Genomic DNA, 13,922 nt, shown 5'->3' with positions numbered 1-13,922 from the left:
CTTACATACTTATTGTTTTAAGCGGTATACATATAACAGGTTAGCAGTCATAAAGAGGAGTGTGTTGACTTTTAGGAACAAAGCTTGATAGATGAATTTCTCTCTTATTAAGGCAGATGAACGTACTATCAGAGACAGATTAATAAAATACACGGAATATATCTTTTATAGAGTAGCATATATCAAAATTAGGGAAATGAATATGCGGATGGAAAGTTAGCTGCTTAATAATGAGAGGGGGAGCAAGATGAGTTTTGGAAATCAAGTTCAGTTAAAAGTTTACCAGCACATTGAAAAGAATATCATTCCGGTTTCCTATGAGGAGCTGGAAGCAAAGGCAAAAGAGCGATTAGACGCAAAGCCGTATTACTATGTGGCGGCTTCTGCCGGGGCGGAGAGAACAGCAACACAAAATAATCGAGCGTTTGATAAGTGGCAGATTGTACCGAGAATGCTATGTGATACATCTTCAAGAGATTTACGTATCGAGCTTTTTGGTAAAAAGCTAAGCTATCCTGTTCTCCTGGCACCTGTAGGCGTACAATCGATTGTCCACCAGGACGGGGAACTGGCAACGGCTCGTGCTGCTGCAGCGATGGATGTTCCTTTCATTGCGAGTACCGCTTCAACGTTCAGCCTTGAAAAAATTGCTGATGAGATGGGGGATTCTCATCGCTGGTATCAATTGTACTGGAGCGGCGATCATGAAATTGCTGCCAGTATGGTAAAACGAGCAGAAGCAGCGGGGTATGATGCAATCGTCATAACACTTGATACGCCAATGATGGCCTGGCGTGAAAAGGATATTGAACATGCATATCTTCCATTTTTGGAAGCGCAGGGGATCGGTAACTACTTAGATGATCCTGTCTTCTGTTCTCGACTTGATTGTCCGCCGCATGAGGATATGCAGTCAGCTATTCAGCTTTGGGCGTCTATCTTCGGAAATCCTGCTTTAACATGGTCTGATTTAGAGTTTATTAAGAAGCAAACCTCGCTTCCGATTCTCCTCAAAGGAATATTACATCCCGATGATGCGAAGCTTGCAGTAGAGCATGGAATGGACGGGATTATTGTCAGCAATCACGGGGGACGCCAAGTCGACGGAGCAATCACAGCCATTGACGCCTTACCAGAGATTATCGAAGCTGTAGAAGATCAGATTCCAGTTTTAATGGATAGTGGTATACGTCGAGGTTCCGATATAGTAAAAGCCTTGTCCTTAGGTGCAAAAGCAGTTCTGGTCGGCCGTCCGTATATGTACGGTTTAGCACTGGCAGGAGAAGAAGGTGTAAAGCAAGTGTTGAGAAATTTGATAGCGGATTTCGACTTAACGTTAGCTTTGTCTGGTAAGCGGAACGTTCAAGAATTGAATCGTAGTGTATTAAAAAGGCTTTAGTTATATAGACTTTGATCCTCCCGTGCAAAAGAGGCGGGAGGACATTTTAATTGTTTTTTTAATAAGCAGCTTAAATATAAGTAAATGGTTATTTACTTATGCATATACTAACGTTATTATATAAGCAAATAGTTATTTAAGGAGGGTTTTGTTATGCAGATAGAGCTGATGGAAAAGCAGTTAAAGGCATTAGCAGATCAAAACCGTTTAAAGCTGCTTTCTTGCCTAAAGAGCGGGGAAGTGTGTGTATGTGAATTTGTAGATGTACTGAACATCTCACAGCCTGCTGTTAGCCAGCATTTACGTAAATTAAAAGAAGCAGGCATAATAAAAGAAAGAAAAGTTGGCACATGGAAGCATTACCGGATAGCCGATAATCAACCTCCCGTTGTTCAGTGTGTGATTGATGAGCTGGAAGCTGTGTCTCTTTGTGACTGCAAAGGTACGGAGGGTGGAACATGCTCGTCCTAGCCAGTTTGATTTTTCTCATCACCTTATTATTTGTTATTTGGCAGCCAAAAGGACTTAATATCGGATGGTCTGCCTGTGCAGGTGCTGTACTTGCATTAGTCGTTGGGGTAGTAGATATAACAGATGTAAGGGCAGTTGTTGATATTACGTGGAATGCCACAGTAAGCTTTATTGCAATAATTATGATTTCGCTCATATTAGATGAGATTGGATTATTTGAATGGGCTGCTTTACATATGGCACGTCTCGCAAAAGGGCATGGCATCAAAATGTTCATCTTTGTCAGCTTACTGGGTGCGGTTGTGGCAGCACTTTTCGCAAACGACGGAGCAGCCTTAATTTTAACACCGATTGTTCTGGCAATGGTCCGTCACCTGCAGTTTAAAGAACAGATGATTTTTCCGTTTATTATGGCAAGCGGCTTTATCGCAGATACGACATCGCTTCCGTTTGTCGTAAGCAATTTAGTAAATATCGTCTCTGCGGACTTTTTTGGAATTGGCTTTGTGGAGTATGCCATTCATATGATCCTGCCGAATATCTTTTCACTTATTGCCACAGTTACCGTGTTGCTGCTGTACTTTAATAAATCAATACCGCGCACATATGATGTGACGATGTTAAAGAAACCCCGTGAAGCGATTAAAGATGAAAAAATGTTCCGCTTATCATGGGTTATCCTAGGTATCCTTGTCATTGGTTACTTTTCAAGTGAATGGACAGCAATTCCGCTTTCATTCATCGCCGGAATCATCGCTATTTTCTTCTTGCTGATGGCACGAAGAAGCCCGGTAGTCAATACTTCAACAGTGATCAAAGGTGCACCGTGGAATATCGTTTTCTTCTCGATCGGTATGTATGTGGTTGTCTACGGACTGGGTAATGCAGGACTGACAGAGGCATTAGCAGGTGTCATTAACTACACAGCTGATCAAGGACTATTTATCGGAACGATTTCAATGGGCTTTATTGCGGCATTTTTATCTTCTGTTATGAACAATATGCCAACCGTTATGGTAAACGCTTTAGCTATTGCGGAAACGAATACCTCAGGGGTGCTGCGTGAAGCGCTTATTTACGCGAATGTCATTGGATCTGATTTAGGGCCGAAAATTACACCGATTGGTTCACTTGCGACACTTGTTTGGCTCCATGTATTAAGTCAAAAAGGCATGAAAATATCATGGGGCACGTACTTTAAAACCGGTATTATCCTGACGATTCCAATATTGTTTGTTACATTGATCGGGCTTTACATAACACTTTTGATTCTTTAAAGGGAGATAAAACATATCTAAAAAGTTGATCTATTTCTTATGCACAGGGAACTCTTGCCGCAGTCAAATGGCAGAAGGCTTTGGAAAAGAGGATTTACGTGATGAGTGGGAAGTGAAGAGTGCAGGTATAGAGGCACATGGCGTCAATCGGCTTGCTATAAAAGCAATGAAAGAGCTGGGCATTGATATATCCAGCCAAACATCAGATAGGATTGATTATGACACATTTCTTCAAGCGGATTTCATTGTTACGTTGTGCGGAGATGCAGCAGATAAATGTCCAATGACACCACCGCATATTCGCCGTGAGCATTGGGGATTTGTTAATCCGGCAAAAGCGACCGGGTCAGATGAAGAAAAGTGGCTTGTATTCCAGCGGGCACGTGATGAAATTAGTAAACGTGTAGAACAATTTAGTCATACAGGTAATTAATCAGGAGCTCGTCTCTTGATTTTTTTACCTCTTATATATAATCAAATGCTTATATAAAAAAACAAATTTGGAGGGAAAGAAAATGGAATTCAATATTATTAACCAATCTGCGGCTTGCTGTAAGCCGAGTACTGCATGCTGTGAAACAACATTGCCTGTGGCAGTTATCGGGGCAGGTCCAGTCGGATTAGCAGCAGCAGCTCATTTAAAACATCGTAATATTCCGTTCTTTGTAGTGGAGGCAGGAGAGCTTGCTGCTCATGTTCGTTCATGGCAGTATGTAACATTGTTTTCTCCTTGGAAATATAATATCGATTCTGCTGCACGCATATTACTGGAACAAACAGATTGGCAATCTCCGTAAAATGACCGCATCCCTTCAGGAAGGGAACTGATTGAGCTTTATTTAGCACCGCTTGCTCAGCTGCTTGAAAAACAAATTTACACAAACCATCGTGTAGAAGCCATAACACGCGAGGAAACGGATCGTATGAAATCGGTAAATCGTGAGAATAAACCATTTATCCTGCATGTAAATACTTGCTGTGGTACAAAGCAGATGAAGGCAAGTGCGGTAATAGATGCTACAGGCACTTGGGGTAATCCGAATCCTGCGTTAAGCAATGGTGTATGGCTGACCTCGGAGAAAAAGCTGGCTGACCGTATTGACTATCATATTCCGGATGTTGATGAAAACCATACACTTTATGCGAATAAACGAATAGCTGTGGTGGGCGGCGGTCATTCGGCAATTCATTCTTTATTAAATTTAGTAGCCGTAAAAGAAAAACACCCCGATACTGTTATTACGTGGATTCTACGGAAACTTCGTGTGGAAGATGCCTACGGGGGCGGCTCTAACGATGAACTGGCTGCGCGTGGAGAATTAGGTGTACGCATTGCTGGATATGTGCAAAAAGGGATTGTACAAGTAGAGACATCTTTTCGTATTCAAACGGTTTATGAACAGGACGGTATTGTACTGAAAGGTGAAAATAAAGTACTTGAATCATTTGATCGACTAGTAGTCAATACAGGAAGCCGGCCGACTTTTGACATGCACCGTGAACTGCGCTACCAGGCGGATGCTATTACTGAAGCAGTACCGGCTTTAGCGCCGCTTATCGATCCGAATGAGCATAGCTGTGGCAGTGTACCTCCGCATGGTGAAAAGGAATTGCGTCAGCCTGAACAGAATTTTTATATAGTGGGGGCAAAATCATATGGACGCGCACCTACATTTTTGATGGCAACAGGCTATGAGCAAGTTCGTTCAGTTGTCGCTTATTTAGCTGGTGATATAGAAGCTGCAAGAAACGTACAGCTCAGTCTGCCGGAAACGGGTGTCTGTTACAGCGGTATAGGCGGTTGTTGCTAGGAAAGGTATTGGGTAGAGCTTGCAGAAGGGTTGCATACACAACTAGTCTTTTAAGTAAAAGATCATTCTTTATGATTTACAAAATAAGGCGGTTTCCTTAACGGAAGTCGCTTTTATAGGAGGAACAAAATGATTCGGAAAATGGCGAATCAAGATATAGAGATTGTTGTTGCTATTTATCAGGAAGGGATGAATACGGGTTGATCAACCTTTGAAACAATCGCACCAACACCAGCAAAATGGGATATAAAATTTGATAAAGGTTTGCGGGTTGTCTACGAAGAGAATGGGGCTGTGCAAGGGTGGATATCTGTTACGCCCATTTCAGTGCGTGAAGTATACAAAGGTGTTGCAGAAATAAGTATTTACATCAGGCAATCTGTTTCTGGAAAAGGGGTTAGCAGTATTTTATTGGAAGCTCTTTGTGAAGAATGCAGAAAATCAGGTTACAGGATGCTTCAATCATCCATTTTTCTAGAAAAATAGTGCAAGCCATTAGAGTACACGAAAAAGCCGGATTTCGTTTCGTAGGCGTTCGTGAAAAAATTGCATAACGAGACGGCTCCTGGTATAACACAGTGTTGATGGAGAAGCGGCTGGTTGACTAGCTTTTTAAGTGTTAACATGCAGGATGATAGACGAGATATTTACCTATACGTGTGCTTTGATAGTTAATTAGAAATAAAAGGTGAAATTATGCAGGTAAATACATGGAATTGATAGGAATATACTTATTTCTAAGTAGAATCTGATAGGGGTTTTACTTTGGAGCAGCAACAATTCAAGATAATTAAGTATAACCCTAAGTATGCTGAGCAGACAGTAGAAATTAAACCCGATATTTATAAATATGGTTTAGAATATGCTATCGATGAGAGTAGACGTGCTGAGATTACACCAATTTTGAATAAATTTGCTTTAAAGCTTCGCAATGCCCCTTTAGTTCCTGACTGTAGTTTTGTAAGTGCGGATCGTTACACTTTTATAAAAAAATTACGAAATTAATATTAGTGTTAGTCTGAGCATGGAACAGTATATCCTTTTAAACTTTAAGTGATTTAGGACAAGTGCTTGACTTTCTGGTATAGAGTTATATTATTAATATCTCTCTTATGAAAGGTTACAAACGATTGATTGGGACAATTGTTGGCTGCTTGTAAGGATGTAGTATTTAAGTTTAAAATGTACTTGTTAATAACAGCGAACTTTGATAGAATCAAGCTAATTAAATGCATTTGCAGGGGGACACAGTTGTGTTGAGAAGGTAAAACCTGACCCTTAGAACCTGACCGTTAATACGGACGTAGGGAGCAAAGTACATATTATTTTCCTGTACTTACTATGGCTCCGCGTAATTTACGTGGAGCTTTTCTTATGCAAATACTTTAATTGCAGGGGGACACAGTTGTGTTGAGAAGGTTAAAACCTGACCCTTAGAACCTGACAGTTAACACTGACGTAGGGAGCAATTATAGGTGTAGTATACACTTTTTTGGGCGTCTCTATATTAATAGGGACGTTTTTTTGCACTTACGTCTATCTAGTGAGGAGGAAACTGTATGGGGTTTTGTAAAAAGTTCGAAAAGGTGCAGATATCTTTACTGTCGTTTCCGTTCTTTACAAAATTCCGGGTCCCAAACAACTTTACAAAAATTAAGTAAGGGGAAATTATAATGAAACTACATGAACAAACCGTTTTAGTTACAGGTGCAAGTAGAGGCGTTGGAGAAGAACTCGTTAAAGCTTTTGTTAAGGAGGGGGCTAATGTCGTACTGAATTATTATAAAAGCGAGGAAAAAGCAACGCGTTTAGCGCAAAGTTTGGGTCCTCAGGTTATCGCTTTACAAGCAGATATACGCAATCAACAAGAAGTGCAGCAACTGGTCGAAACAGCAAAGCAACATTTTCATACGCCGATTACAACCATAGTCAATAATGCGTTGATTGATTTCGAATTTAATCCACTTTCGCAAAAAAATGTGTTTGACCTTCAATGGACTGATTACAATAAGCAATTTGAAGGAACGATTAAGGGTGCTTTGAATAGTATTCAAGCATGTGTTCAGGATATGAAGGACCTGGGATTTGGTCGAATTATAAATATTGGGACAAATTTATTTCAGCATCCCGTAGTAGCTTATCATGAATATACAACAGCTAAAGCAGCATTGCTCGGATTTACACGTAACATGGCCAAAGAGTTAGGTGCGTATGGCATTACAGTCAATATGATGTCTGGCGGACTCTTAAAACAAACGGATGCGAGTAAAGTTACGACAGCAGAAGTATTTCAAATGATTGAAGCTGCAACACCGTTACAAAGAGTGACAACACCAAAAGAGTTAGCAGACGTGGCTTTATTCTTTGCATCACCTTGGGGATGTGCTATCACTGGGCAAAATTTAGTCGTTGATGGTGGTCTTGTTATGGATTAGGATTTCAGAAAAAATCGTTGCAGCGATTTTTTCACCTACACCGGGAATTGTTTGGAGTAGTTTATATTCTTCAAGTTGTACCGCTAACTGATCAATCTCACGCTCCAACGTAGAAAGCTGTTGGTGGTATGCTTGAAGTAAATCTATATATTCAGATTGACAAGCAGGCTATGAAAAAGGGTTGACTGAAATGGGTTACGTTTTGCAGCTGCGATTATATCCTCTGCTTTTTCATACGTTAATTTTCAAAATTGATAAGGGCTTGAATAAAATCAAAATGAACATACACTATGATACTAATCATATGAGGAACCGCTAATTAATAGGAGTAACGGTATACCTAATCATAAAAAAGTATTAGGGAACAACTATATGTTCCTAATACTTTTTTCAACAGGATTTATGCTAATTTCTTTTGTTTCAGGTCTAAATAATAACTAATGAACGTTAGTACACTTGCACAGACTGCAACGATCCCGCCAACCCATGCTACATCCATTAAATTACCTTGATAGTATACAAATCCGCCGAGTGCAGATCCAAATGCGATACCTAAGTTACTTGCTACTGGCATTAGTGAAGCAGCAAGTCCTGTTGCTTTAGGCTGATAAATGCCAGCGAGGTCAATTAAATAAAGCTGAGTAGATGTTGTTAAAAGGATGGCTGTTAACGACATCATACCAATGTTAACCATTCCTAATACATAATGATTTGAAGTCCAATATAAACTTGTTAGAACAACAGCTTGTATGAGAAAAACAAATCGAAGCCGACCAATTGCATTAAAGCCGGCAATCTTACCGGCAAGGATATTACTGAATATCGAGATAAATCCGTATCCAAATAAGATTAAACTAATTGACTGACTTGGTACTTCCATTCCTTTCAAAATAGGAACAAGGAAAGTAAAGACCGTATAAGTTGCACCAAACCCGAGAGCAGGAATGAAAAAGGCCATTAAAATCCTTGGCTTAGTCAATAAAGAAAATTGGTCTCGTATCGAACTGCGTATTTGGCTAAGCTTATGGGGCAAGACGAAATAGGATGTCAAAAATGCCAAACCACCTAGCAAAGTAGTAAACATAAAAGTGGCATTCCAGCCGTACCAATCGGAAATAATAGTACCAAGTGGCACACCAACGACATTTGCTAGTGTAAAACCACCGAAAATGAATGATATCGCAATTCCACGCTTTTCGATGGGCATAGTTTCACTTGCAACAATCATAGCTAAGGAAATTAATACGCCTGTTACAATCGCTTTTATAATTCGAAGTACAAGCAGCATCATATAACTTGTTGAAATTACGCACAAAGCATTTAATACGATGAAAGAACCTATTAAAAATAACATCCATTTACGCTTCGGAAAATGACTTGTTGCTGACATCACTATTGGTGTTGCGATGGCAAAGGTAATGGCAAACGCCGAAACGAGTGTACCTGCTTTTGCATTTGGTATATGAAGACTTGAAGAAATATCGGTTAATATGCCGACAATAATAAATTCGCTTGTCCCAAGAACAAATGTTAATAAAGTAAGTGTGAAAATGAGCAACCAATGTTGCTTAGATAATTTTGTGGGCTGCATAAATACCTCTTTTCTTCGATAAATGGAATTGTGTCATAGAGTAGATGCAAACTTAACCATCATACCACTAAATTATTTTTAGAAAAATCCTTTATTTAAATAAAAAAGAGGCAATCCGTAGTTTTGGACAACCTCTTTTTTATAATCAAAGCTTTACTCTAGGAAAGCTTTCGAGTAATGAATGACACCTTGCATATTTTCGAGAGCTTTAATTACTACATCAGGCACTTCAATTGGGGCTTGTATATTCCACAAGCTAGCACGTTTAAAACAAAACTTCTGATAATAATCTTTATGACCTAAAACAATTACTGAGTGATTACCAAGCTCTTTGGCGTTTTTTTACGCAGCATATATTAATTGACTCCCAATTCCTTTTTCTGCTACTCAGGCGTAACAGAAAAGGGAGCAAGGGCCAAAATTTCTACTGCCTGCACCAACTACAACTTTTAATTTATATAGAGGAATATGACCTATAATCTCTAATAAAGTAGAAAAAGAGGTTAATGCACCTAAAGCACCAGCAAAAAAGCTACACCGGTAACAAATAACAATAATACAAAAGCACCTTCAAACTCCCAATAAGTAGAGGCACCTGTAAATACACCTTCTAACCAAGTAGTACAAGCCTGGATGGTATCACCAGGACACTATCAAAACATTATGAATGCAAATTACACACATATTGGTGTAGGTTTTGTTGAAGATGGCTATTATTGGACACAACAATTTATTCAATTATAAACAAACAGAAAACATCACTATTAGGCTACTTGGCGACCAAATTCTATTGGCGTTAAGCAGCCTAACTTTTGTATATTTTGTATAGAAATCGACACAATTGTATTGTAGGAAAAATATGCAACCTTATTGATTACGTTCCGTAGATTTATTTACGAAGAGGAATAAAGATAATAAAAAATATGGCGGCCGGTTACTATTCTTATAATAAAACAGAAAATGACGAAAGATGGGGTGTGAAGCCGTGTCTACAAACGAACAACGTAAAGCCATGATTCGCCAAGAAATCATTAGCGAGCAATATCCTTACTCGGCGTAAAATACCCCATATTTTTATTTGGAAACCATACCAATTGCTCGTGAAATAGAAAACCCATCCAGGTACAAGGGAACTGTACCTGGATGGGTTTGATTTGTTTAGTGCCAAATAGCGCGTATGCCTTCTGCGGTAGATTGCTGTAATGTTTGCTGTAACTTTTCTTGTAGCGCGTCCTTCGATAATATGTTAATTTGCTTGCGCGCAGCTAAAACCGATGGCGCACTCATTGAAAATTCATCGAGACCAAGTGCGACAAGTAAAGGAATCGCGGCAGAATCTCCGGCCATTTCCCCGCACATGCCAACCCATTTCCCCTGTGCATGGGCGCTATCAATTACAAGCTTCACAAGCGCTACAATTGCAGGGTGAAATGGTTCATATAAATGTGAAATGGTTTCATTCATTCGATCAGCTGCCAATGTATATTGGATTAAGTCATTTGTGCCGATTGAGAAGAAGTCAACTTCCATAGCAAAAACAGGTGATAAAATGGCTGCACTCGGAATTTCAACCATGATGCCGATTTCGAAGTCACTTACTTCTACATCTTGTTCCAATAATACTTCTTTTTCCTCATCCAGCCACTGCTTAGCTTGGCGGAATTCATCGATTGACGAAATCATCGGAAACATAATTTTTAAGTTACCGTAGCTACTCGCACGTAGTAATGCTCGAAGCTGTGTACGGAATAGATCTTCGTTTGCGAAGCACAAACGAATAGCACGTAAGCCTAAAAATGGATTGTCCTCTTTTGGCATATTTAAATATGGGATAGCTTTGTCGCCGCCGATATCAAGTGTGCGTACCACGACTGGGCGTTCACCCATAACTGTTAAAACATCACGATAAATTTCGAACTGTTCTTGTTCAGTAGGCGCAGTGTCTCGCTCTAAGTACAGAAATTCTGTTCGAAATAAGCCAACGCCTTCTGCACCTTGCTCAAGTGCTTTCTTAGCATCGTCTAAGCTTCCTATGTTTGCAGCAAGTTCGACATGATGCCCATCTTTCGTTACTGTTTTTTCATGCAATAAAGCCTGTAAACCTTGGCGTTTTTCAAGTTGAACTTGCCTAAGCGCCTTATAATGTTCAAGTTGCTCGGCCGTTGGGTTAATAAAAATTTCGCCTGTCTCACCATTCATAATGGCGATATCACCACTTTGCACTTCAGACATGATGCCTGTAGCACCGACAATAGCTGGAATTTGCAATGAGCGTGCGAAAATGGCAGAGTGCGAAGTTTTACCTCCTTTTTCCGTGATAAATCCATGCGTGAATTCTGCATTCAATTTTGCGGTATCTGAAGGTGTTAAATCATGGGCCACTAAAATAGTAGGTTCTTTATAGTCGGAAACGCTTTCATTTGTGCCTGTTACCTTGCGCATTAATCGTTGTGAAACGTCGTTTATATCTGCTGCACGTTCCTTCATATACTCATCATCCAGTGCTAAGAAAAGCGTCACAAATTGATTTTGAACCGCTTCAATCGCCTGTGTAGCACCACTTCCTTCTTGAATAAGTGCTTCAATACCACCAATATATTCAGGGTCCTGCAATACAAGTAAATGTGCACCGAAAACTTCTGCTTCAGATGCTCCTAAACGTACAGCTGTTTGGGCTTCAAGCTGCTTTAAATCGATTTTTGAATCTTCTATTGCTTGCGTTAGCTTAGCTAATTCCTGTTCAGTTGTACCAATTTCTGTTTGCTCAAGTATTGTTGCAGGCTCAAACTTTACGATTTTTGCAATCGAAATTCCACTTGCAGCGGCAATTCCTTGAATTTTCATTAAATCAGTCCTTGCTCTGTTAAAATTGCGTCTAATTGCTGTAGAGCTACTTCTTCATCAGAACCAGTTGCTGTAATTGTAATTTCTCCGCCTGCTGGTACGCCAAGTGACATAACGCCTAAAATTGATTTCAAGTTCACGTTTTTCTCACCGTATTGTAAGAAAATTTCAGAAGAGAAACCGGCTGCTACCTTTACTAATGCACTTGCTGGACGTGCGTGTAACCCTTCCTTGCTTTTGATTGTAAATGTTTTTTGTGACATACTAAAAACCTCCATTTTTGAATGAATTTGATTGTTTTGTTGATATAACATTAACAATTTGAACGTTTGTGAACGATATATGATTGATTTTACAGAATGTTTCGTTTAAAATCAACTTAAAACTAATAACAACTCCATATTTTCATTTTTTATGGTGTTTAGTGAGAAGGTGATTACGATTATTTTTACAGAACGTCAACAGCAAATTTTAGCGTATTTGCGGCAATATGGTACGGCCACCTTACAACAACTTGTTGAATTTACTAATTCATCGGAGTCATCAATACGCCGTGACTTAACTGAGCTTGATAAGAAGCAATTCATAGATCGTTTTCACGGAGGAGCTACTTTGCGAAACCCGATGCTTGGTGAAAAAAGCTTACTGGAGAAATCTGTTGAATCGCTAGCTGAAAAGCAGCAAATTATGCAGCTTGCAGCCCAGCATATTCGTTTCGGTGAATGCATTTATTTAGATGCAGGTTCTACGATTTTACATCTTATACCTCATATCGCGAATAAACAGGTTAAAGTTGTGACTAATGGTTTAATGCATGTGCCGCTTTTAATCGAACAAAATATTGAAACTATTATCATTGGCGGTCAAGTGAAGGCGAAAACGCAAGCTATCATCGGATCTAAGGCAATTTCTCAGCTTCAAGAATATTATTTTGATCGGGCATTTATTGGTGCTAATGGATTTTCAGAGGTGCAAGGCTATACAACAGCAGACTTAGAAGAAGCGACATTAAAACGACTTGCGATTAAGCAGTCAAAGCAGGCGTATGTTGTTGCCGATCGCTCGAAATTTGGATTGAGTCAATTTGCGAAATTCGGCGATTTACAGGAAGCAATTTTAATTACAGCAGGATTAACTGATGCAGAATACGATCAAATCGATAAAAAAACGGAGGTGTTACGCGCATGATTTATACTTGTACGTTTGCACCAGCTATTGATTACACGCCTTATGTCGATCATTTCGAAACAGGGAAATTAAATCGAACAGCTGAAGTGAATTATTTACCGGGCGGCAAGGGCATTAATGTTGCACGCGTATTAAGTAGACTTCAAACAGAAGTAACGGCATTTGGATATGTTGGTGGTTTTACAGGTGCATACTTAAAGCAAACTTTGCAGGAGCAGAACATTAGGACCGATTTCATAGAGACAAATGAAATTACGCGGATCAATGTGAAAATTAAATCGGATGTAGAGACCGAGCTTAATGGTCCTTCACCGACAATTACAAGTGAGATGTACGCACAATTATTGAAGAAGGTAGAGTTTTTAGAAGAAAATGATTGGTTTGTCCTGTCAGGCACAGTGCCAACTGGCTTTGATTTAACAGCGTTACTCAATATCCTTTCTAGAAAAGGTATCCAGCTTGTTGCAGATATTGCAGGTCATGTGTTGTATGAAATCGTACCGTATCGACCTGTATTAGTGAAGCCAAATTTAGAAGAGCTTGGAGACCTGTTTGGTACTACTTTATTAACGGTAGACGAAGCGATTCCTTATGCGAAGCAGCTCATTGAGTTAGGTGTGCAGCATGTCATCGTATCACTTGGGGGCGATGGAGCTTTATTTGTTAGTGCCGAGGATATGTATTATGCAGCTGCACCAAAGGGCAAGGTTGTGAATACTGTAGGTGCGGGTGATTCAGTCGTAGCAGCTACAGTTGCGATGTATTGTGAAACGGGCGACTGGCAGAAGGCGTTTAGGCATGGGGTTGCAGCGGGGAGTGCAACAGCCTTCCAATTAGATTTATGTACGCAGCAGGATGTCTTAGCTCTAGTAAAACAGGTGATTGTTAAAAAACTTTAGGGGGAGT

14 protein-coding genes, 2 pseudogenes and 2 riboswitches are annotated in these 13,922 nt (G+C 39.8%); of the genes and pseudogenes, 12 read left to right on the top strand and 4 right to left on the bottom strand.

Features of this window, described 5'->3' with window-relative positions; all coding sequences use genetic code 11:
• The first annotated feature begins 247 nt into the window (after positions 1-247).
• From AA0Y26_RS11430 to AA0Y26_RS11390, 9 genes are all read left to right on the top strand, one after another.
• Positions 248-1,399, top strand: a complete 1,152-nt coding sequence (locus AA0Y26_RS11430; protein ID WP_413367950.1) for a lactate 2-monooxygenase — start codon at positions 248-250, stop codon at positions 1,397-1,399.
• A gap of 153 nt (positions 1,400-1,552) precedes the next feature.
• Positions 1,553-1,870: an ArsR/SmtB family transcription factor gene (locus tag AA0Y26_RS11425; protein ID WP_413367948.1), complete on the top strand. Its 318-nt coding sequence runs from the start codon at positions 1,553-1,555 to the stop codon at positions 1,868-1,870.
• A complete protein-coding gene (locus tag AA0Y26_RS11420) occupies positions 1,858-3,147 on the top strand; it encodes an arsenic transporter (protein ID WP_413367946.1) in 1,290 nt (429 codons plus the stop codon). Before AA0Y26_RS11425 ends, AA0Y26_RS11420 begins: the two co-directional genes overlap by 13 nt.
• A gap of 13 nt (positions 3,148-3,160) precedes the next feature.
• A complete protein-coding gene (arsC, locus tag AA0Y26_RS11415; RefSeq protein WP_413368177.1) occupies positions 3,161-3,580 on the top strand; it encodes an arsenate reductase (thioredoxin) in 420 nt (139 codons plus the stop codon).
• Positions 3,581-3,662: 82 nt separating this feature from the next.
• On the top strand, positions 3,663-3,944 hold the full coding sequence (locus tag AA0Y26_RS11410) for an NAD(P)-binding domain-containing protein (protein WP_413367945.1): 282 nt from the start codon (positions 3,663-3,665) through the stop codon (positions 3,942-3,944).
• A 126-nt stretch (positions 3,945-4,070) separates the two neighbouring features.
• Complete coding sequence (locus tag AA0Y26_RS11405; protein WP_413367943.1) at positions 4,071-4,958, top strand: NAD(P)-binding domain-containing protein; 888 nt, start codon at positions 4,071-4,073, stop codon at positions 4,956-4,958.
• A 294-nt stretch (positions 4,959-5,252) separates the two neighbouring features.
• Positions 5,253-5,444 (top strand): N-acetyltransferase family protein, encoded by a 192-nt coding sequence (locus AA0Y26_RS11400; RefSeq protein WP_413368175.1) that lies wholly within the window; start codon positions 5,253-5,255, stop codon positions 5,442-5,444.
• 279 nt (positions 5,445-5,723) lie between these two features.
• Positions 5,724-5,963: a hypothetical protein gene (locus AA0Y26_RS11395; RefSeq protein WP_413367941.1), complete on the top strand. Its 240-nt coding sequence runs from the start codon at positions 5,724-5,726 to the stop codon at positions 5,961-5,963.
• Positions 5,964-6,187: 224 nt separating this feature from the next.
• A riboswitch (TPP riboswitch) is annotated at positions 6,188-6,285 on the top strand.
• Positions 6,286-6,341: 56 nt separating this feature from the next.
• A riboswitch (TPP riboswitch) is annotated at positions 6,342-6,440 on the top strand.
• Positions 6,441-6,631: 191 nt separating this feature from the next.
• Entirely contained in the window at positions 6,632-7,393 is a 762-nt protein-coding gene (locus AA0Y26_RS11390; protein ID WP_413367939.1) for a 3-oxoacyl-ACP reductase, read from the top strand.
• 400 nt (positions 7,394-7,793) lie between these two features.
• On the opposite strand, the gene AA0Y26_RS11385 is transcribed toward AA0Y26_RS11390, so the two are convergent.
• Together AA0Y26_RS11385 and AA0Y26_RS11380 are read right to left on the bottom strand one after the other, a co-directional pair.
• Entirely contained in the window at positions 7,794-8,984 is a 1,191-nt protein-coding gene (locus tag AA0Y26_RS11385; protein ID WP_413367937.1) for an MFS transporter, read from the bottom strand.
• Positions 8,985-9,137: 153 nt separating this feature from the next.
• Positions 9,138-9,467 (bottom strand): annotated as a pseudogene (locus AA0Y26_RS11380) (GNAT family N-acetyltransferase); the annotation flags it as partial.
• A gap of 132 nt (positions 9,468-9,599) precedes the next feature.
• On the opposite strand from AA0Y26_RS11380, the pseudogene AA0Y26_RS11375 reads away from it, so the two are divergent.
• A pseudogene (locus AA0Y26_RS11375) lies at positions 9,600-9,728 on the top strand (CAP domain-containing protein); the annotation flags it as partial.
• Positions 9,729-10,142: 414 nt separating this feature from the next.
• Here the strand turns inward: AA0Y26_RS11375 and ptsP are convergent.
• Together ptsP and AA0Y26_RS11365 are read right to left on the bottom strand one after the other, a co-directional pair.
• Positions 10,143-11,828 carry a phosphoenolpyruvate--protein phosphotransferase gene (gene ptsP / locus AA0Y26_RS11370; protein WP_413367935.1) on the bottom strand — a complete coding sequence of 562 codons (1,686 nt, stop codon included), beginning with the start codon at positions 11,826-11,828 and terminating at the stop codon, positions 10,143-10,145.
• Positions 11,828-12,091: an HPr family phosphocarrier protein gene (locus AA0Y26_RS11365; protein ID WP_413367933.1), complete on the bottom strand. Its 264-nt coding sequence runs from the start codon at positions 12,089-12,091 to the stop codon at positions 11,828-11,830. The genes ptsP and AA0Y26_RS11365 overlap by 1 nt, the downstream gene beginning before the upstream one ends.
• A 151-nt stretch (positions 12,092-12,242) precedes the next feature.
• Here AA0Y26_RS11365 and AA0Y26_RS11360 point away from each other — a divergent pair, with 151 nt between their 5' ends.
• Both AA0Y26_RS11360 and pfkB read left to right on the top strand, forming a co-directional pair.
• Complete coding sequence (locus AA0Y26_RS11360; protein WP_413367931.1) at positions 12,243-13,016, top strand: DeoR/GlpR family DNA-binding transcription regulator; 774 nt, start codon at positions 12,243-12,245, stop codon at positions 13,014-13,016.
• Positions 13,013-13,915 (top strand): 1-phosphofructokinase, encoded by a 903-nt coding sequence (gene pfkB / locus AA0Y26_RS11355; RefSeq protein WP_413367929.1) that lies wholly within the window; start codon positions 13,013-13,015, stop codon positions 13,913-13,915. Before AA0Y26_RS11360 ends, pfkB begins: the two co-directional genes overlap by 4 nt.
• Positions 13,916-13,922 lie beyond the last annotated feature (7 nt).

This window comes from Lysinibacillus canaveralius, from assembly GCF_047301505.1.
Lineage (GTDB): Bacteria > Bacillota > Bacilli > Bacillales_A > Planococcaceae > Lysinibacillus_B.
Note: the sequence above shows the minus strand (reverse complement) of the source record. Positions and strands in the feature narration are given on the sequence as shown.